Here is an 18,573-nt window from a genome sequence, read left to right as displayed (position 1 = left end):
GCCGCCGATGAAGACCTCGATCCTCTTCGCCAGCGCCGGCGCCGTGCTGCTGGCCGCCTGTGCCAGCCTGCCCTCCCCCGCCGAGTTGGACAGCCAGGCCCAGGCCATGATGAAGGCCTCCTTCCGTGACCAGGGCATCGCCAAGGTCGACCGCCTGAACCAGGACCTCGGCCAATCGGCCTGCTCCAGCGACAAACCGCCCACCGATGCCGTGAGCAAGCAGGTCGAGAAGGAGGCGATAGCCACCATCCAGCCCCCGAGCGACGGCCGTTACCTGGGCGACTGGAAGCGTGGCGAAGCGCTGGCCCAGAACGGCCGCGGCATGACCTGGACGGACACCAGCATCGAGACCAAGGTGAACGGCGGCAATTGCTACAACTGCCACCAGATCGACAAGAAGGAGATCTCCTTCGGCACCATCGGCCCCAGCCTGTGGAACTACGGCAAGCTGCGCGGCGTGCTGAACCCGGACGACCCGGCGGCCAAGCCCATCGTCGAGTACACCTGGGGCAAGCTGTGGAACAGCAAGGCCTACTCGGCCTGCTCGAACATGCCGCGCTTCGGCCACGCCAAGCTGCTGGACGAAGGCCAGCTCAAAGACCTGATGGCGCTGCTGCTGGACCCGAAGTCGCCCGTCAACCAGTGAGCGAGCAAGCCCGGGCGACCGGGCTTTTTTTGCCCTTCAAATATCAGTGAAGACTGAACCATGAACCTCTCCAAGCGCGAGTTCCTGCAGGTGCTGGGCAGCGCCAGCGCCGCGGGCATGGCCCTGGGCCCCTGGGCGGAGGCCGAGGCCGCCAGCGCAGGCCAGGCCCTGTACGAGTTGCCCCGCTTCGGCAATGTGTCGCTGCTGCACATGACGGACTGCCACGCGCAGCTGCTGCCCATCCGCTTCCGCGAGCCCAGCGTCAACCTGGGCGTGGGCGCCATGCAGGGCCAGCTGCCGCACCTGGTGGGCGAAACCCTGCTCAAGCGCGTGGGCGTGCGCCCCGGCACCCCGCTGGCCCATGCCTACACGGCGCTGGACTTCGAGAAGGCTTCACGCCGCTACGGCAAGGTGGGCGGCTTCGCGCACCTGGCCACCCTGGTGAAGCGCCTGCGCGCCAGCCGGCCCGGCGCCCTGCTGCTGGACGGCGGCGACACCTGGCAGGGCAGCGCCACCAGCTTGTGGACGAACGCCCAGGACATGGTGGACGCCTGCAAGCTGCTGGGCGTGGACGTGATGACCGGCCACTGGGAGTTCACCTATGGCATGGAGCGCGTCAAGGAAATCGTCGAGAAGGACTTCGCCGGCAAGGTGGACTTCGTCGCGCAGAACGTCAAGACGAACGACTTCGGCGACCCGGTCTTCAAGCCCTATGTGATCCGCGAGATCAACGGCGTGCCGGTGGCCATCGTGGGCCAGGCCTTCCCTTACACGCCGATTGCCAACCCGCGCTACCTGGTGGCCGACTGGGAGTTCGGCATCCAGGACGAAAACCTGCAGCGCCAGGTGGACGAGGCCCGCGGCAAGGGCGCCCAGCTGGTGGTGGTGCTCAGCCACAACGGCATGGACGTGGACCTGAAGATGGCCAGCCGCGTGCGCGGCATCGACGCCATCCTGGGCGGCCACACGCACGACGGCGTGCCCATGGCCGTTCCGGTCAAGAACCCCGGCGGCACCACGCTGGTGACCAATGCCGGCAGCAACGGCAAGTTCCTCGGCGTGCTGGATCTCGAGGTGAAGGACGGCAAGCTGGCCGACTTCCGCTACCGCCTGCTCCCCGTGTTCAGCAATCTGCTGCCGGCCGATGCCGAGATGCAGGCGCTGATCGACAAGATCCGCGCGCCCTACGCCGACCGGCTGGCCCAGCCGCTGGCCACGACCGAAGGCCTGCTCTACCGCCGCGGCAACTTCAACGGCAGCTGGGACCAGCTGCTGTGCGACGCGCTGATGGACACCCAGGGCGCCGAGATCGCCTTCAGCCCCGGCTTCCGCTGGGGCACCAGCCTGCTGCCGGGCGAGGTGATCACGCGCGAGCTGATGATGGACCAGCTCGCCATCACCTACCCCTACGCCACGCTGACCGAGATGACGGGCGAGTTCATCAAGACCGTGCTGGAAGACGTGGCCGACAACCTCTTCAACCCCGACCCCTACTACCAGCAGGGCGGCGACATGGTGCGCGTGGGTGGCCTGAGCTACGCCATCGACCCCATGGCCCGCGCCGGCCAGCGCATCCACGACATGCGCCTGGGGGGCAAGCCCCTGGATGCCGCCAAGCGCTACAAGGTGGCCGGCTGGGCACCGGTGGCCGAGGAAGCGCGCAGTCAGCCCGGCGTCAAACCGGTTTGGGAGCATGTGGAGGCTTGGCTGCGCGCCCAGGGCGGCAAGGTCAAGCCGCGCCGACTCAACACCCCGCGCCTCATCGGCATGGCGGGCAACCCGGGAGTGATGCCATGAATCCAGCCCCTGTGCGTCTCCGTGGTCTGACCCTCGGCCTCCTTCTGTGCGCCGGCACCCTGCAGGCTCAGCCTGCGGCGCACCATGACGTGCGCCTGATGACCCCCGAAACCGCACTCAAGGCCGCCCAGGCCGCGCTGGCCCAATGCCGCAAGAACGGCCACCAGGTCGCGGTGGCCGTGGTGGACCGCGCCGGCCTGCTGCAGGTGCTGCTGCGCGACCGCTTTGCCGGCGCCCACACCCCCGAGGTGGCGAGCGACAAGGCCTGGACGGCGGCGAGCTTCCGCATATCCACCACCGACCTGGCCCGCGAGACCCAGGCGGGCCAGCCCATGAGCGGCATCCGCCAGCGCGCGCGGGTGATGGCCGTGGGCGGCGGCCTTCCGATTGAAGCCGGCGGCGCGGTGCTCGGTGCCATCGGCGTCTCCGGCGCGCCGGGCGGCGAGGCCGACGACGCCTGCGCCAAGGCCGGTGTGGCGGCGGTGCTGGGCGATCTGGAGCTCTGAGTGCTGCAGGCCCTGCTGGAGCGCGTGGGCGAGCCCGCCGCGCTGGCCGGCGGGGGGCTGCTGCTGGGCGCCTTGTTCGGCTTCTTCGCGCAACGCAGCCGCTTCTGCCTGCGCTCGGCGGTCATCGAGTTCGCGCGCGGCCAGCAAGGCGGCAAGCTCACGGTGTGGCTGTTCGCCTTCGGATCGGCCGTGGTGGCCACGCAGGCCCTGGTGCTGCTGGGCGCATTCGACGCCAGCGAGGCGCGCCAGCTCGCAGCGCGCGGCAGCATCTCCGGGGCGCTGATCGGCGGCCTGCTGTTCGGCACCGGCATGATCCTGGCGCGCGGCTGCTCCAGCCGCCTGCTGGTGCTCGCCGCGCAAGGCAATCTGCGCTCGGTCATCTCCGGGCTGGTGTTCGCCGTCACCGCCCAGGCCAGCTGGACGGGTGCACTGGCGCCGCTGCGAGAGGCGCTGACGGCCTGGGTGACGGTGGAAGGCGGCCCCACGCGCGACCTGCTGGCGCGCTGGCAACTGGGCCATGGTGTTGCCCTCGCCTTTGGCGTGCTGTGGCTGGCCGCCGCCGTGCTGTGGGCACGGAGGCAGCGCGTGCCGGCCTGGGGCTGGGGCGGCGCCATCGCCGTGGGCCTGACGATCGCCGCGGCCTGGGCTTTCACCTGGCAGTTCGGCCGCATCGCCTTCGACCCCACACCCGTGCAGGCCATGAGCTTCACCGGCCCCTCGGCCGAGCTGCTGACGCGCGTGCTGTTCGCCGGCGGCAAGCCGCTGAACTTCGACATGGGCCTGATCGTCGGCGTGGTGCTGGGCGCCTTCGTCGCCGCGGCCGCCTTCAGGGAGCTCAAGCTCGAAGGCTTCCAGGGTGGCGCCAGCATGCGCCGCTACCTGGCCGGCGCGGTGCTGATGGGTTTTGGCGGCATGCTGGCGGGCGGCTGCGCGGTGGGTGCCGGGCTTTCCGGTGCCGCGGTGTTTTCGCTCACCGCCTGGCTCACCCTGGTCGGCATCTGGCTGGCCGCCGCCCTGACCGACCGCCTGCTCGACCAGCACGCCCAACCCAGCCCCGACCAGGCCATGCCCGGCCAGCCCCAGACCCCATGAGAGCGCTACTGTTCCTCCTGCTGATCGCCGCGCTGCCGCGCGCCCAATCCGCTGATCTCGCTGCCGCCGAGGCCATCGTGCAAGGCCGCTGCTTCATCTGCCACGGCGCGAATGGCGAAAGCTCCAGCCCGGTGTTCCCCCGTCTGGCCGGTCAGAACGCCGCCTACGTGGCGCGCCAGCTGGCCGACTACCGCAGCGGCAAGCGCAAGAGCAGCACCATGCAGCCGATGGTGGAGGAACTGAGCCCCGCCGACATGCAGGCCCTGGGCGAGTGGTTTTCTCGCCAGCCGCCGCAGGAGCACCCGGTGCAGGACCCCGAACTGGCCGCCGTGGGCCGATTCGTCTACCTGCGCGGCAACCCCTTCAGCGGTGTGCCGGCCTGCGCCAGCTGCCACGGCCCACAGGCCCTGGGCAGCGAGACCCTGCCGCGACTGGCCGGCCAGCATGCGCAATACGTCGAGAACCAGATCAAGCTCTTCAACCGCCGCGAACGCACCAACGACAACGCGGTGATGCATGGCATCGCCAGCAAGCTCAGCGAGCTCGAAACCAAGGCCGTCGCGGCCTACCTGAGCGGCTTGAAGTGACTCCTTTCCCCAACCCGCAGCCCGGCTGCGCCTTTGCCTGCCCACCATGAAGTTCCTGCCCGCCCTCCCCTTCCTCAGCGCCCTGGCCCTGCTGGCCGCCAGCCCTGCCGCCCACGCCAACTTGCAGCTGGCGCAAAAGAACAACTGCATGGCCTGCCACGGAGTCGACAAGAAGGTCGTGGGCCCGGCCTACCAGGACGTGGCCAAGAAGTACACCGGCCAGAAGGATGCGCAGGCCCAGCTGGTGGCCAGCATCCAGAAGGGCGGCAGCGGCCGCTGGGGCCCGGTGCCCATGCCGCCGCAGCCCACGCTGAGCGAGGCCGATGCCAAGGCCTTGGCCGGCTGGATCCTGGCCGGCGCCAAGTAGAGCCGCACCCCCAGACCCGAATGGGGCGGTCATGTCAGTGCATCCATTAGCATGAATACAGCAATAGAGAGCCCGTCCTGACATGTCCGCCCTGAACGAAAGCGACCTGGTTTTTGAGTCCGCCGCCGAGCTCTTCAAGCTGCTGGCCACGCCGGTGCGCCTGAAGATCATCAGCGCGGTCTGCAACGGCGAACGCAATGTCAGCGAGCTGCTGGAGCAGATCGACACCACGCAGCCGAACATGTCGCAGCACCTCTCGGCGCTCTACCGCGCCGGGGTGCTGGCCAAGCGGCGCGAAGGCACGCTCGTCTACTACCGGCTGGAAAGCCAGAAGGTGGCGCAGCTGTGCCGCGCCGTCTGCACCCAGGTGGCCTCCGAAGTTGAGGAAGCCGATTCCACCGAAGCGGCCGACCGGCTGCTGGTGGCACCGCGCCGGCTGCGGGCTGGCCGCTGAGCCGCCCCTGAAGGGTCGCGGCAAAGGCCTGCGCGTCCGCACACGGCTTGCGCCAGATCAAGGGCACAGGCCCCCGATGGGAGTCGAATACGCATAAATATTCGCCCATGCTGATGCAAAGAATCATGCGCTCACTGCACGCACTCTGGCTCGCGCTGCTGCTCCTCGGCAGTCCAGGCACCCAGGCCCAGGTGCTGCAGGCGCGCGAGGTCGCGCCCGCGGTCTGGTTCGTGCAGGGCGAGACGGCGCTGGGCTCCAGCGCCAACCGCAACTTCATCTCCAACGCTGGTTTCGTCGTCACGCCGGCGGGCGTGCTCGTCATCGACGGTCTGGGCTCGCCCGCGCTGGCCGAAGAGCTGCTGGCCGCCATCCGCCGCGTCACGCCGCTGCCCATTCACAGCGTGGTCGTCACCCACTACCACGCCGACCACATCTACGGCCTGCAGGCCCTGAAGGCGGCGGGCGCACGCATCCTGGCCCACCCGGCGGCGCGCGAGTACCTGCACTCCGACACCGCCCGTCAGCGCCTGACCGTCAGCCGCGAGGAGCTGGCACCCTGGGTCGACGAGCAGACCCGGCTGGTGCCGGCCGACGAATGGTTGACCGGCCCCGAGACCGAGCTGAACCTGGGCGGCGAGCGCCTGCTGATCCGCCACGTGGGCCCGGCCCACACGCCCGAGGACCTGGTGGTCTTCCACCCGCGCAGCGGCAGCCTGTTCGCGGGCGACCTGGTGTTCCGCGGCCGCATCCCCTTCATCGGCCAGGCCGACAGCCGCAGCTGGATCGCCGCGCTGGACGGCCTGCTGAGCCTGCAGCCGGCGCGCCTGCTGCCCGGCCATGGCCCCGTGGCCGACGCGCCCCAGACCGACCTGCAGCTGACGCGCGACTACCTGCTCCATCTGCGCCAGACCATGGGCGCGGCGGCCCGCAATCTCGAACCCTTCGACGAGGCCTATGCCCGCACCGACTGGTCGCGCTTCGAGGCCCTGCCCATGTTCCGTTACGCCAACCGCATGAACGCCTACAACACCTATCTGTTGATGGAGCGCGAGGCCCCCTGAGTCCTGCAACCCCAAGGAGAAACACCATGATCAAACCCAATGAAGGCGGCCTGGACCGCGGCCTGCGTGTCGTCGCTGGCCTGGCGCTGATCGGCTTGGCCGTGACCGGCGTGCTCGGCCCCTGGGCCTACATCGGCATCGTGCCTCTGGCCACCGGCGCACTGGGCTGGTGCCCGCTGTACACGGTGCTGGGCATCAACAGCTGCCCGCGCAAGTAGGGCCTGTTAACCCGACGCGGAGCCCCGCGAATGGAGCTGGCCGGCCGCTAGGCTAGGCGCAGTGCGACGCCCAGACTCGCGTCTGGGCGAGTGCTGCAACGACGCATGGCGGCCGGCCAGCCCCATTCCCTTCGGGTTGCCACCAGAAAAAGGCGCCCACTTCGTTACGAAGCCTCGCCGGGGCTGTGTGTGGACAGTTTGGGCCCTGAGGGCCCGAACTGCCTCACACAGAGCTGGGCCTCTGGCCCAGCGCGGCCTGCAAGGCCTGCCCCGGCTTCTTTTCGCGCCTCGTTGGCGCCTTTTCTGGATGGCAACGCGGTGGCTTCGCGTCGGGTTAACAGGCCCTAGCTATTTCGGCCAGCTGGCGTAGCGCTCGTCGATCTTGGCGGCGCTGCCGTCGCGGTTGATCACGCTCAGCATCACGTTCAGGCGGTCGACCAGTTCGTCTTCCACCTGCAGATTGCAGGCCAGGTAGAGCTCGGAGCGGTGGAAGTTCAGCACCGGCACGATCTGCTGGGCCCAGCCGCCCTGTTCGATCAGCACCGCGCCGTCGTAGCGGCCCGAGACCCAGAGGTCGATGCGGCCCAGCATCAGCTTCTTGGGGTTGAGTGAATCGGCCACCACGGTCTCGACCCGGAAGCCGCGCGCGCGCAGGAACTGCTCGCGCACATCGCCGTTGTAGGCGCCGATCAGATGTGGCCGCGCGTCCTCCAGGCTGGCCAGCTTGATCGGCACATCGGCACGGCCGAACAGCAGCCATTCGTTGAAGGCGATCGGCCCGACCCATTTGAAGAGCTGCTCGCGCTCGGGCGTGCGGGTGGTCGAGAACACGCAGGTGTTGGCGTTGCGCAGCGCGTCCTCGTAGGCGCGCCGCCAGGGCAGCAGCTCGATCTTGTAGCTCTGCTTGGCATGCTGCATCAGCAGCTTCACCTTGTCCGCCCCGACGCCGACGACCTGGCCGTTGACCAGCATGTTGTAGGGCGCCGCATCCTCGGTGTTCAGCACCAGGGGGGCGGCCGTGGCCAGGGGCAGGCAACTGGCCAGCAGCAAGGCACGCAACAGCTTCATGGGCGGCCTCCTCGACGGGGGTGATTCGCCACCCTAACCCCGGGCGCGCGGCACCGCAAGCACTCCCCAGGGCAAACCCCCGTGTGGCGTTCCGGACGCCAAGGCGCCGGCGTGCGCATCCCCGGACGGATTCGCGCGCCGGTCCGTACGCCCGCCCCCCAAGCGCCCCTGTTTGGGCGCCAAAGCGCGGGCAAACCCGGTCTGGCACGCCCTCTGCGTAGCCCGCCGCAGTAGGCAAACAGCGGGCCTACAGAGCCAGGTCGGGCCGCGCCCGCCAGCCGTCCCAGCAGTACGGGTCCAGATCGGGCTTCACATCCCAACCGGAGACGACGAGATGAAGACAACCCTGGTCATGTGGTGGGCGCAGCGGAGCCTGAAGCCCGCGCAAGCACGCCCCACCGGCACCCCGTTCTGCGCCCTGGTGCTGGTGGCCGGCTGCGCCGTCGGCTGGCTGCCGGCCAGCTGGGCACAGACCGAGCCCGCCTCCACCCACCTCGTTGCCCTGCGGGGCGGCGCCCAGATCAAGGGCCTGCTGGCGCGCGAACAGGCGCTGGAGCAGGCGCGCGGCCAACACATGAGCGCCGGCCGGCGCGCCCAGCTGGTGCAGCTGCAGGCCCAGGCCAACAAGCTGCGCGCGCTGCAGCTGGCGCGCCGCCTGGGCATCGAACCGACCCAGGTCTATGGCGGCGCCTTCGTCGGCTTTGCCGCGCCGCTGACGGCCGCCCAGATCGACCACCTGCGCCGCACGCCCGAGGTGGAGTCCCTGTCGGCCGACTTCCCGTTGCAGGCCCAGGGCAAGCCGGGTGGCGGGGGTGGCGGCGGCAGCGGCCAGACCACGCCCTGGGGCATCAGCCGCATCAACGCCGCCGGCGCCGCCAACGGCGGCGCCGGCGTGCACGTCTTCGTCGTCGATTCCGGCATCGACAAGGACCACCCCGACCTGGCCGCCAACATCGCCGACGGCTACGCGGTGCAGGCCTGCGTGTCCGCCGGCCGCTTCAGCTGTTCGGCCGACTGGGACGACGACCAGGGCCATGGCAGCCATGTGGCCGGCACCATCGCGGCGCTGAACAACGGCATCGGCGTGGTGGGCGTGGCGCCGCAGGCCACCCTGCATGCGGTGAAGGTGCTGGACAGCCGCAACAACACCACCGCCGCCAAGGTGGCCGCCGGCCTGGACTATGTGGCCCAGCGCACCCTGGCGCTGGGCACGGCCACGGTGGCCAATGTGTCGATCGGCGGCGGCGGCAGCAAGGTGGGCTACTGCGACGCCAGCGGCTACCACGGCAGCGACAACTACGCCCGCGCCTTCTGCGAGGCCGCCAATGCCGGCGTGGTCATCGTGGTCTCGGCCGGCAACTTCGGCGTCAATGCGCGCGGCTTCCTGCCCAGCACCTACGACGACGCCGTGCTCGCCATCAGCGCCGCCTGGGGCGGCCCGGAATCGACCGGCGGCGACTGGTGGTGGGACAGCAGCAACTGGGGCAATGAAACGGCAGCCTGGAACCCGCGCGCCTCCGCCCCCGTGGCCCTGGGCGCGCCCGGCTACGGCATCTACTCCACCACCCGGCTGGAGAACGACGGCGGCTACACCAGCATGACCGGCACCTCGATGGCCGCGCCCCATGCGGCCGGCGCGGCGGCGCTGTTCCTGAAGAAGTTCCCGCAGGGCAATTCCTATGGTGCCTTCCTGGATATCCGCCAGCGCCTGCTGAACGCTTCCACGTCGACGGCGGGCTTCACGAACAGCTCCGGCTACCCGCATGCCGAAAACTACCTGGACGTGACGCCGGTGCGCTGAGGCGACGCTGAATAAGTCCGCGTGGTGGCGCGCGCCCTGGCTTGGGATGGGGGCAAGGCGCAAAGCACAGCCATAGCCGTGGCTATGGCGAGCATTTGCAACGCCGCAGCCCGCCCAAGCCAGGGATGCGCGACGCGCGAGGGACTTGTTCAGCGTTGCCCTGCGTCAGCCACCGATGCCGTAGCGCCGCAGCTTGCCCGCCACCACGCTGTGCGAAATGCCCAGCCGGGCGGCGAGCTTGCGGCTGCTGGGGTAGCGCGGGAACAGGCGGGTCAGCAGCTCCTGCTCGAAGGCGGCCACGGCCTCGGCCCAGCTGGCGGGTTCGGCCTCGTCGGCCGGCACGGCCGCACGCGCCAGGCCAGGGGCGGCGGCCGGGGCGAGCTGGGCAGCCTGGGCGGTCTGCGCATCCAGGTCCAGATCCGCGACCTCAAGTTCAGCCTTGTCGCAGACCGTGACGGCGCGGAACAGCAGGTTCTGCAGCTGACGGATGTTGCCCGGCCATGGCGCGCGGCGCAGCGCCACGCGCGCGGCCGGGCTGAGCCGCGGCGGCAGGCGGCCGATCTGGCGCGCCGAGCGCTCGACGAAATGCTCGGCCAGCAGCAGCACGTCGTCGCCGCGTTCGCGCAGCGGCGCCACCTGCAGGTTCAGCACGTTCAGGCGGTAGTACAGGTCCTCGCGGAACTCGCCGCGCGCCACCATCTGATCGAGCCGCCGGTGCGTGGCCGAGACCACCCGCACATCGACCTTCTGCTCCTTCTCGCCGCCCACGCGGCGGAAGCTGCCGTCGTTCAGGAAGCGCAGCAGCTTGGCCTGCAGGTAGAGCGACATCTCGCCGATCTCATCGAGGAACACCGTGCCGCCATGCGCCATCTCCAAGAGGCCCGGCTTGCCGCCACGCTGCGCGCCCGAGAAGGCGCCGGGCGCGTAGCCGAACAACTCGCTCTCGGCCAGGCTCTCGGGCAGGGCCGCAGCGTTCAGCGCCAGAAAGGGCGCCTGGGCGCGCGGGCTCAGCTCATGGCAGGCGCGCGCGATCAGCTCCTTGCCGGTGCCGGTCTCGCCCAGGATCAGCAGCGGCGCGTCCACCGCCGCCATGCGCTCGGCGCGCGCGCGCATCTCGCGCATCGGCAGGGATTCGCCCAGCAAGGCCTTGAGCCCGCCGGCCGGCTCCAGGCGCTGCAGATGCGCGGCCTGCTCGCCCAGCCAGGCGGCGTCGCGCAGGGTCACCACCGCGCCGCTGAGCGCGCCACGGTCCGGCTCCAGCAGCGGGCTGGCATAGAGCAGCCAGGCCTTGCCGGCGAACTGCACCTCCAGGCTGCTCAAGTCGCCGCCGGCGGCGCGCAGGTCCTCCCAGAGCGTGGGCACGCGCAGCAGGGCGGACAGCGGCAGGCCGATCCACTCCGGGTTGCGCTGGCGCGCGGCGCGCTGCGCGGCCTTGCTGACCATGACGATCTGGCCCTCGCGGTCCAGCACGAAGACCGGCTGGGCCAGCGAGGCCAGCAGGATGTCGAGCTGCTGGCGGCGCGCCTCGCCCGGCATCAGCTGCAGCGGCTCGACGCGCTTGACCCCGGGCACGGCCAGCAGCTCGGCCTCGATGCTGGCGCGCGCCGCCGGTTTCAGGTCCGGCACGTTCAGGTAGATGTTGTGCAGCCCCATCTCCATCGTGGCCAGGTCCAGATCGCGCTGCGCGATCAGGGCCAGCACCTCATGGGTGATGCCGAGGCGGTCTTCGGTGATCAGGCGCAGCTGCATGGTTCGTACGGAAAAGGAGACAGTGGGCCGATCGTATGGATTGGCGAACGAATCCGCGTCCGGACTTACCACGTCTGCGCCTTCGCACGGTGGCAAGTGCTTGATGCCAATGGCCGGCGGCCTGCTGGCACGGCTTGTGCGCTGGAGCCGGCAGGGCGACAACCGCCTGCCCCTTTCCCACTCCGGAGACCCCGCATGAAGTTCCGTTTCTCTGTTCTCTGCAGCGCCGGCCTGAGCCTGGCGGCCAGCGTCTCGGCCCAGGACCTGGTGGTCCGCATCGGCCACGTCGCCCCCACCAGCGGCGGCATCGCCCATCTGGGCAAGGACAACGAGCTGGGCGCCCGCCTGGCGATCGAGGAGCTCAACGCCAAGGGCGTGCAGATCGGCGGCAGGAAGGCGCGCTTCGAGCTGCTGGCCGAAGACGATGCCGCCGACCCCAAGCAGGGCACCGCTGCGGCCCAGAAGCTGGTGGACGCCAAGGTCAACGGCGTCATCGGCCACATGAACTCGGGCACCACCATCCCGGCCTCGCGCATCTACTCGGACGCCGGCATTCCGCAGATCAGCCCCTCGGCCACCAACCCCAAGTACACCCGCCAGGGCTTCAAGACCGCCTTCCGCGTGGTGGCCGACGACGTGCAGCTGGGCGGCACCCTGGGCCGCTACGCCGTCAAGACGATGCAGGCCCAGACCATCGCCATCATTGACGACCGCACCGCCTACGGCCAAGGCGTGGCCGACGAGTTCGAGAAGGGTGCCAAGGCGGCCGGCGCCAAGATCGTCGGACGCGAGTTCACCAACGACAAGGCGACCGACTTCAGCGCCATCCTGACCGGCCTGAAGGCCAAGAACCCCGACCTGATCTTCTTCGGCGGCATGGACGCGGTGGCCGGCCCGATGCTGCGCCAGATGAAGCAGCTCGGCATGACGGCAAAACTGGTGGGCGGCGACGGCATCTGCAGCGGCGAGCTGCCCAAGCTGGCCGCCGGCAGCCTGGCCGATGGCCAGGTGGTCTGCGCCGAAGCCGGCGGCGTCGAGGGCGGGCAGAAGGCCGGGCTGGACGCCTTCAAGCAGAAGTTCCGCGCCAAATACAACCAGGACGTGCAGGTCTACTCGCCCTATGTGTACGACGCCGTGAACCTGATGGCGGCGGCGATGGTCAAGGCCGGCAGCGCCGAACCGGCGAAGTACCTGCCCGAGCTGGCGAGGACGGACTACCCCGGCGTGACCGGTCGCATCGGCTTCGACGCCAAGGGTGACATCAGGAACGGCGCGCTGACCCTGTTCACCTACAAGGGCGGCGCGCGCGAGCAGATCAGCGTGGTGCGCTGAAAGCCCAGGGTTAACGCCCGTTTCCCGATTCGTACGATTTCCTGAACGTAAGTATTTCGATACGAATCTGTCGTGCACTGCGCACGACATTCAAGCCGGCCCCGCCAAGTGCTTGATTCCTCGTCGGTCGGCGGACTGGCACGGCCCCTGCAAAGGCCTGCCCGTCCGCCCTTTTTCATCCCCGCGAGGAGACCCGCATGTTGTTCGCCACCGCGCCCCGGCGCGCCCTGATTGCACCGTTTGCCCCCACCCTGCTGGTCGCCCTGCTGGCCAGCGCCATGCCGGCACTGGCTGCCGACGAACCGGCCAAGCTCGACAAGGTCGAGGTCACCGGCTCCAACATCAAACGCCTGGCCACCGAGGGCGCCTCGCCGGTGCAGGTGCTGACGCGCGAGCAGATTGAACAGAGCGGCGTGACGACCGCGGCCGAGCTGCTGGACACCATCGTCGCCAACAACAACGCCGGCGGCTCCTACCGCACCAACAACACCAACAACTCGGTGGTGGGCGGCTCGGGCGTGTCGCTGCGCGGCCTGGGTCCGAACTCGACCCTGGTGCTGCTGAACGGCCGCCGCATCGCCTTCTACGGCTTCAGCGACCAGTCGGTGTTCGTCGACCTGGGGTCTATCCCGCTGTCGGCGGTGGAGCGGGTCGAGATCGTCAAGGACGGTGCTTCGGCCATCTATGGCTCGGACGCGCTGGCCGGCGTCGTCAACTTCATCCTGCGCAAGAACTACCGCGGCGGTGATGTGCGCCTCTCGGGCGGCCGCTCGCTCAGCTACCACGACGGCGACTGGCATTCGATGACCCTGTCGGCCGGCGGCGGCGAGGGCAAGCTCAGCATGATGGGCCTGGTGGAGGTCTACGGCTCGCAGGCCGTGCAGGTCAGCGACCGCCGCGGCGGCAAGCAGGGCGAGCGCACCGCCGCCGCGCTGGCGGCCGGCTACACCGGCGCCGCGCTGACCAGCGGCACCGGCATCGGTGGCAACTTCCCCGCCACCTCCAGCTCGGGCGGCAACTGGTACTCCAACAACCCGGCCCATGGCGGCAAGGTGGAGTACTACGCCGCCGGTGCCTGCAACGCTCCCAACACCCTCTACACCGGCACGTTCAACGGCTACCCGGCCACCGGCATGTGCTTGGACACCGAGACCGATCGCTTCAACACCCTGAACCCCAAGACCCGCAAGCTCAGCGTGTTCGGCCGCGTCGGCTATGAGATCAGCCCCACGCTGACGGCCTTCGGCGAGCTCTCGGCCGCCAGCATCGAGCAGCAGTACGAATACTGGCCGACCTTCAAGAACGACTACTACGACGGCGACACCACGCCGCACTTCCCCTTCGCACAGGCGCCGGCCGGCTGGGGCTACTACGCCCGCCTGTACGACGAGCTGGGTTCCAAGATCCGCGACGTGCGCTCCGACTCCACCCGCCTGGTGGCCGGCCTGAAGGGCGAGGCGCGCGGCTGGGACTGGGAGCTGGGCCTGACCCGCTCCGAAAGCCACACCGAGTTCCTCGGCAGCAACTACATCCGCAGCGACTTCTGGTACGCCGGCGTGGCCGATGGCTCGATCAACCCCTTCCAGCGCCTGAGCGACGCCAACATCCAGAAGCTGCGCACCAGCCACACGCGCGACGGCCGCAGCAGCTTCACGCTGCTGGACGCCAGCGCCTCGGCGCCGATCGCCGAACTGCCCGCCGGTCCGGTCTACCTGGCGCTGGGGGTGAACCTGCGCCACGAGTCCATGTCCGATGGCATCGACGCGCTGTCCAACGCCGGCAAGGTCGAGAACACCGCCGTGCGCCTGCCGATCTCGGCCAGCCGCAACGCCCGTGCCGCCTATGCCGAGCTCTCGGTGCCCCTGCACAAGACCATTGAGACCCAGCTGGCGCTGCGCTATGACGACTTCGACGCCGCCGGCTCCAGCGTCAACCCCAAGCTGGCCATCAAGTGGACGCCGGTGGCCCAGTTCGCGCTGCGCGGCTCCTACACCACGGGCTTCCGCGCACCCTCGCTGGCCGAGCAGCATGGCGGCATCCGCTCCTACGTGAACTGCAACCCGGCCACGGCGGCGATCTGTCCGGCCTACAGCCAAGTCTGGGGCAACCAGGTCACCGTGAGCTTCATGGACAGCCTGGACCTCAAGCCCGAGGAGTCCAAGTCGAGCAACTTCGGCCTGCTGTGGGAACCGCTCAAGAACCACACCCTGGCCGTGGATGCATGGCGCATTGAGCGCACCAACCAGGTCTATGCGCCCAACATCACCAACCCGGCCGATGCCGGCTACTTCACCCTCATCAGCCCGGCCAGTAATGCCGCCGCAGCAGCCTACCGGGCGCGCTACGTGAACCTGGGCAAGACCGATGTGCAGGGGCTGGACATCGGCCTGAGCAGCCGCTGGTCGCTGGGTGAGGCCGGCACGCTGAAGGCTTCGCTCACCTCGTCCAACATGAGCCGGTACGAGGTCGAGTTCCGCGGCGTCAGCACCGAGTACGCCGGCAAGTACGGCTACCCGAAGTGGCGACACCGCGCGGACCTGAGCTGGTCGCTGCCGAACTGGACCGTGGCCCTGGCCGGCAACCACCGCGGCGCCTTCGAGCAGGCGGTGGCCGGCCCGAATGGCAAGGTGATCATGGTGAAGTCCTTCAGCACCTACGACGCCTACCTGGCCTACCGCGGCCTGGCCAAGGGCCTGAGCCTGGCGCTGGGCATTGGCAACCTGGCCGGCAAGGTCGCGCCGTTCGACCGCCTGGGCCGTCTGGGCACGCTGTACGAGGACAACAGCGACCGTCGCACCGGGTACATGACGCTCGAATACAAGTTCTGAGGACGGCGCCCAGGCCCTGAGCGGCTGCACCAGAAGCCGCTCCGCCCCCCGGCGCGCCGGGGAGCGCGCCGCCCTCGCTACCATGGCCCCAATCCCTTGACTCGACCGGATGCAAAGGAGGGGCGGCTTGAACGATTCCGTGCGCTTGGGCCTGATGGCGCCCCTGACCGGGCTGGTGGAGATCTACGGGCCCGAGATCGTCTGGGCCGCCCGCATCGCCTGCGCGGAAGTCAACGAGCGCGGCGGCGTGCTCGGCCGGCCGCTGGAGCTGGTGGTCGAGGACGACGGCAGCCTGCCCCCCACGGCCGTGCCGGCGGCGCTGCGCCTGATCGAGCAGCACCGCTGCGTCGCGCTGATCGGCAATCTGCTGTCCAACTCGCGCATCGCCGTGGCCGGCCAGGTGGCCGAACCCCGGCGCGTGCCGCTGCTGAACTTCTCGTTCTACGAGGGCAGCATCTCGGGGCGCCACTTCTTCCACTTCGCCGCCCTGCCGAACCAGCAGATCGATCAGATGATCCCCTGCATGGTGCGGCGCTACGGGCACAAGATGTTCTTCGCCGGCAACAACTACGAGTGGCCGCGCGGCTCGATCGACGCCGCCAAGCGCGCGCTGCAGCGCCTGGACGGCGACGTGGTGGGCGAGGAGTACCTCGACATCGGCGCCACCCCGGAGGCCATCGACCGCCTGCTGGCGCAGCTGGCGCGCTCGGGCGCCGACGTGTTCGTGCCCTACTTCGCCGGCAACGACCAGATCCGCCTGCTGACGCGCTTCGCCGCCCTGGGCCTGAAGCAGCACATGGCCGTGGTGATGGGCCATTTCGACGAGGTGATGGCCGGCCAGCTGCCGCCCGACACCCGCGCCGGCCTCTACTCCAGCAACACCTACTTCATGAGCCTGGACAGCGAAGCCAGCCGCCACTACCTGCAGCGCCTGGCGCGCCAGCCGGGCGTGCATGGCATCTGGCCGCAGGGCAATGGCGTGCTGACCAACTTCGGCGAAGGCGCCTATCTGTGCGTGCATGCCTTCGCCAATGCCGTGGCGGCGGCCGGCAGCTGCGCCAGCGAAGACCTGGTGGCGGCGCTGGAGCGGGTGGCGGTGCAGGGCCCGCAGGGCCGGGTGGTGATGGACCCCGCCACCCACCACGCCAGCGTCAACACCTACCTGGCGCGCTGCCGGGCCGACGGCAGCTTCGAGATCATCGAGCGCTTCGGCTGCATCGCGCCGGTCATTCCGGAGCGCTACCGCGAGCCGCCGCAGGACGGATTTGCGCAGCCGGTGGCCGGCCCGCAGGCCCTGGCCGCGCGCCTGGTGGCCGAGCTCGGCACGGCGCCGCCTGGAGCCGAAGCGCCCCGGCAGATCCTGGAGCTGGCCGACACCCCCGTGCTGGCCACCGACCGCGAAGGCTGCATCCGCGTGGCCAACCGCAGCGCCTGCCAGCTGTTCGGCTATGCGGAGCAGGAGCTGGTCGGCCTGTCGGTGCACCTGCTGCTGCCGCCGCATTTCCGGCTGCGCCATGCCGAGCTGCTGCGCCGCTTCGTCGAGGGCGAGGACAGCGAGCGCCGCATGACGGGCCGCGGCGAACTCACCGGCTACCGCAAGGACGGCTCCTTCATCCCGCTCGAAGCCACGATCGCCAAGTTCCACGACGGCAAGGACTGGCTGCTGGTGGTGACCCTGCGTGACGTCAGCGAACGCAAGCGGCTGGAAGAGGAAGTGGCGCGGCGTGCCACGCACGACCCGCTGACCGGCCTGCCCAACCGCGCGCTGATCCGCGAACGCCTGGGCAACGCCCTGCTGCGCGCGCAGCGCAGCGGCCAGAGCCTGGCCCTGCTCTTCATCGACCTCGACGGCTTCAAGGCCATCAACGACACCCAGGGCCATGCGGTGGGCGACGCCCTGCTCAAGGCCGTGGGCGCACGCCTGATCGAGCAGGTGCGGCCGGGCGACACCGTGGCCCACCTGGCGGGCGACGAGTTCGTGATCCTGTGCGAGCAGATCGAACACCCGGCCACCGTGGCCACGCTGGCCGAGCAGATCAACACCACGCTGCGCCACCCCTTCGAGCTGGAGGCCGCTACGGTCTACCTCAGCGCCAGCATCGGCGTGGCGGTGGGTGGCGGCGGCACCGGCTCGGCCGACGAGTTGCTGCGCGCCGCCGACACCGCGATGTACGCCGTCAAGCAGCGCGGCCGCGACGGCTGGCAGTTCTTCAGCGACCAGCTGCAGGCCCAGGCGCGCGAGCGCCTGGCCATCACCCACGGCCTGCGCGGCGCCATCGCCGGCCAGGAACTCTCCGCCCGCTTCCAGCCCATCGTGGTGGCGTCCAGCGGCCAGGTGGTGGGGGCCGAGCTGCTGCTGCGCTGGCACCCCAAGCAGGGCGAGATCTCGCCGGCCATCTTCATTCCGGTGGCCGAGGCCAGCGGCTTCATCGCGCAGATCGGCGCCTGGGTGCTGCGCGAGGGCTTCCGCGCCCAGGCCGCATGGCAGCGCCGCTGGGGCGCGCAGGCACCCTATGTGTCCATCAACCTCTCCACCCGGCAGCTGGGCGTGCCCACGCTGGTGGAGGACATCGCCGCCATGCTGCGCGACACCGGCGCCGAGCCCGCGCGCATCCTGCTCGAGATCACCGAGACCGCGCTGATGACGGACGTCGAAGCGCACCTGCGCGTGCTGCGCCGCATCGCCGACCTGGGCCTGCGCCTGGCGGTGGACGACTTCGGCACCGGCTACTCCTCACTGGCGCAGCTGACGCGCCTGCCGGTGGAGGTGCTGAAGATCGACAAGGCCTTCGTGGACGGCATCGAAGCCGGCCGCGAGGCCTGCACCGTCATGCGCGCCATCATCGGCCTGGGCCGCGGCCTGGGCCTGAAGCTGGTGGCCGAGGGGGTCGAGCAGCGCGAGCAGCAACAGCAGCTGGTGGCGCTGGATTGCGACTTCATCCAGGGGTACTACTTTCATCGGCCGCTGGCGGAGGCTGGCTTTGTTGAGCTGATCGATCGGCAGGTGGGGGCTGAGCGCGGGGCCCTGAGCCTGCGACCAGGGGAGCGCTGAGGCGGGAGACGGCAG

Annotated in this window: 15 protein-coding genes; 13 read left to right on the top strand and 2 right to left on the bottom strand. The window is 69.8% G+C overall.

Annotation, left to right across the window (positions count from 1 at the left end; all coding sequences use genetic code 11):
- The first annotated feature begins 7 nt into the window (after positions 1 to 7).
- From soxX to I7X39_RS14550, 9 genes are all read left to right on the top strand, one after another.
- On the top strand, positions 8 to 646 hold the full coding sequence (gene soxX / locus I7X39_RS14590; RefSeq protein WP_198111905.1) for a sulfur oxidation c-type cytochrome SoxX: 639 nt from the start codon (positions 8 to 10) through the stop codon (positions 644 to 646).
- A gap of 60 nt (positions 647 to 706) precedes the next feature.
- On the top strand, positions 707 to 2,443 hold the full coding sequence (gene soxB, locus I7X39_RS14585; protein ID WP_198111904.1) for a thiosulfohydrolase SoxB: 1,737 nt from the start codon (positions 707 to 709) through the stop codon (positions 2,441 to 2,443).
- A complete protein-coding gene (locus tag I7X39_RS14580; RefSeq protein ID WP_198111903.1) occupies positions 2,440 to 2,949 on the top strand; it encodes a GlcG/HbpS family heme-binding protein in 510 nt (169 codons plus the stop codon). Before soxB ends, I7X39_RS14580 begins: the two co-directional genes overlap by 4 nt.
- Positions 2,950 to 4,041: a YeeE/YedE family protein gene (locus I7X39_RS14575; RefSeq protein WP_198111902.1), complete on the top strand. Its 1,092-nt coding sequence runs from the start codon at positions 2,950 to 2,952 to the stop codon at positions 4,039 to 4,041.
- Positions 4,038 to 4,628 carry a c-type cytochrome gene (locus tag I7X39_RS14570; protein ID WP_198111901.1) on the top strand — a complete coding sequence of 197 codons (591 nt, stop codon included), beginning with the start codon at positions 4,038 to 4,040 and terminating at the stop codon, positions 4,626 to 4,628. The genes I7X39_RS14575 and I7X39_RS14570 overlap by 4 nt, the downstream gene beginning before the upstream one ends.
- 46 nt (positions 4,629 to 4,674) lie before the next feature.
- Positions 4,675 to 4,995 (top strand): c-type cytochrome, encoded by a 321-nt coding sequence (locus I7X39_RS14565; protein WP_198111900.1) that lies wholly within the window; start codon positions 4,675 to 4,677, stop codon positions 4,993 to 4,995.
- Between the two features lie 82 nt (positions 4,996 to 5,077).
- The gene (locus I7X39_RS14560; protein ID WP_198111899.1) at positions 5,078 to 5,449 is read left to right on the top strand and encodes an ArsR/SmtB family transcription factor; all 372 of its coding nucleotides are present in this window, start codon (positions 5,078 to 5,080) and stop codon (positions 5,447 to 5,449) included.
- 125 nt (positions 5,450 to 5,574) lie between these two features.
- Entirely contained in the window at positions 5,575 to 6,510 is a 936-nt protein-coding gene (locus tag I7X39_RS14555) for an MBL fold metallo-hydrolase (protein ID WP_232351975.1), read from the top strand.
- A 26-nt stretch (positions 6,511 to 6,536) separates the two neighbouring features.
- Entirely contained in the window at positions 6,537 to 6,728 is a 192-nt protein-coding gene (locus I7X39_RS14550) for a YgaP family membrane protein (protein WP_232351974.1), read from the top strand.
- 348 nt (positions 6,729 to 7,076) lie between these two features.
- Here I7X39_RS14550 and I7X39_RS14545 read toward each other — a convergent pair whose 3' ends face one another.
- Positions 7,077 to 7,796, bottom strand: coding sequence for a substrate-binding periplasmic protein (locus tag I7X39_RS14545; protein WP_198111897.1), 720 nt, complete (start codon positions 7,794 to 7,796; stop codon positions 7,077 to 7,079).
- A gap of 334 nt (positions 7,797 to 8,130) precedes the next feature.
- Between I7X39_RS14545 and I7X39_RS14540 the strand changes: the two genes are divergently transcribed.
- The gene (locus I7X39_RS14540; protein WP_198111896.1) at positions 8,131 to 9,597 is read left to right on the top strand and encodes a S8 family serine peptidase; all 1,467 of its coding nucleotides are present in this window, start codon (positions 8,131 to 8,133) and stop codon (positions 9,595 to 9,597) included.
- A 165-nt stretch (positions 9,598 to 9,762) separates the two neighbouring features.
- Here I7X39_RS14540 and I7X39_RS14535 read toward each other — a convergent pair whose 3' ends face one another.
- Positions 9,763 to 11,346: a sigma 54-interacting transcriptional regulator gene (locus I7X39_RS14535; protein WP_198111895.1), complete on the bottom strand. Its 1,584-nt coding sequence runs from the start codon at positions 11,344 to 11,346 to the stop codon at positions 9,763 to 9,765.
- A gap of 195 nt (positions 11,347 to 11,541) precedes the next feature.
- On the opposite strand from I7X39_RS14535, the gene I7X39_RS14530 reads away from it, so the two are divergent.
- From I7X39_RS14530 to I7X39_RS14520, 3 genes are all read left to right on the top strand, one after another.
- Positions 11,542 to 12,678, top strand: coding sequence for a branched-chain amino acid ABC transporter substrate-binding protein (locus I7X39_RS14530; protein ID WP_198111894.1), 1,137 nt, complete (start codon positions 11,542 to 11,544; stop codon positions 12,676 to 12,678).
- 197 nt (positions 12,679 to 12,875) lie between these two features.
- On the top strand, positions 12,876 to 15,506 hold the full coding sequence (locus I7X39_RS14525; protein WP_198111893.1) for a TonB-dependent receptor plug domain-containing protein: 2,631 nt from the start codon (positions 12,876 to 12,878) through the stop codon (positions 15,504 to 15,506).
- A gap of 127 nt (positions 15,507 to 15,633) precedes the next feature.
- A complete protein-coding gene (locus I7X39_RS14520; protein WP_198111892.1) occupies positions 15,634 to 18,558 on the top strand; it encodes an ABC transporter substrate-binding protein in 2,925 nt (974 codons plus the stop codon).
- Positions 18,559 to 18,573: the final 15 nt, after the last annotated feature.

This window comes from Inhella proteolytica (assembly GCF_016093275.1).
Taxonomy (GTDB): domain Bacteria; phylum Pseudomonadota; class Gammaproteobacteria; order Burkholderiales; family Burkholderiaceae_C; genus Inhella; species Inhella proteolytica.
The sequence above is the reverse complement of the archived record's forward strand: the minus strand, read 5'-3'. Positions and strand labels throughout refer to the sequence as shown.

Coding starts and splice junctions, on each gene's coding strand:
- I7X39_RS14540 (WP_198111896.1), top strand. CDS start 8,131: ATGAAGACAACCCTGGTCATGTGGTGGGCGCAGCGGAGCCTGAAGCCC.
- I7X39_RS14530 (WP_198111894.1), top strand. CDS start 11,542: ATGAAGTTCCGTTTCTCTGTTCTCTGCAGCGCCGGCCTGAGCCTGGCG.
- soxX (WP_198111905.1), top strand. CDS start 8: ATGAAGACCTCGATCCTCTTCGCCAGCGCCGGCGCCGTGCTGCTGGCC.
- I7X39_RS14570 (WP_198111901.1), top strand. CDS start 4,038: ATGAGAGCGCTACTGTTCCTCCTGCTGATCGCCGCGCTGCCGCGCGCC.
- I7X39_RS14525 (WP_198111893.1), top strand. CDS start 12,876: ATGTTGTTCGCCACCGCGCCCCGGCGCGCCCTGATTGCACCGTTTGCC.
- I7X39_RS14555 (WP_232351975.1), top strand. CDS start 5,575: ATGCGCTCACTGCACGCACTCTGGCTCGCGCTGCTGCTCCTCGGCAGT.
- I7X39_RS14565 (WP_198111900.1), top strand. CDS start 4,675: ATGAAGTTCCTGCCCGCCCTCCCCTTCCTCAGCGCCCTGGCCCTGCTG.
- I7X39_RS14560 (WP_198111899.1), top strand. CDS start 5,078: ATGTCCGCCCTGAACGAAAGCGACCTGGTTTTTGAGTCCGCCGCCGAG.
- I7X39_RS14580 (WP_198111903.1), top strand. CDS start 2,440: ATGAATCCAGCCCCTGTGCGTCTCCGTGGTCTGACCCTCGGCCTCCTT.
- I7X39_RS14550 (WP_232351974.1), top strand. CDS start 6,537: ATGATCAAACCCAATGAAGGCGGCCTGGACCGCGGCCTGCGTGTCGTC.
- soxB (WP_198111904.1), top strand. CDS start 707: ATGAACCTCTCCAAGCGCGAGTTCCTGCAGGTGCTGGGCAGCGCCAGC.
- I7X39_RS14535 (WP_198111895.1), bottom strand. CDS start 11,346: ATGCAGCTGCGCCTGATCACCGAAGACCGCCTCGGCATCACCCATGAG.
- I7X39_RS14545 (WP_198111897.1), bottom strand. CDS start 7,796: ATGAAGCTGTTGCGTGCCTTGCTGCTGGCCAGTTGCCTGCCCCTGGCC.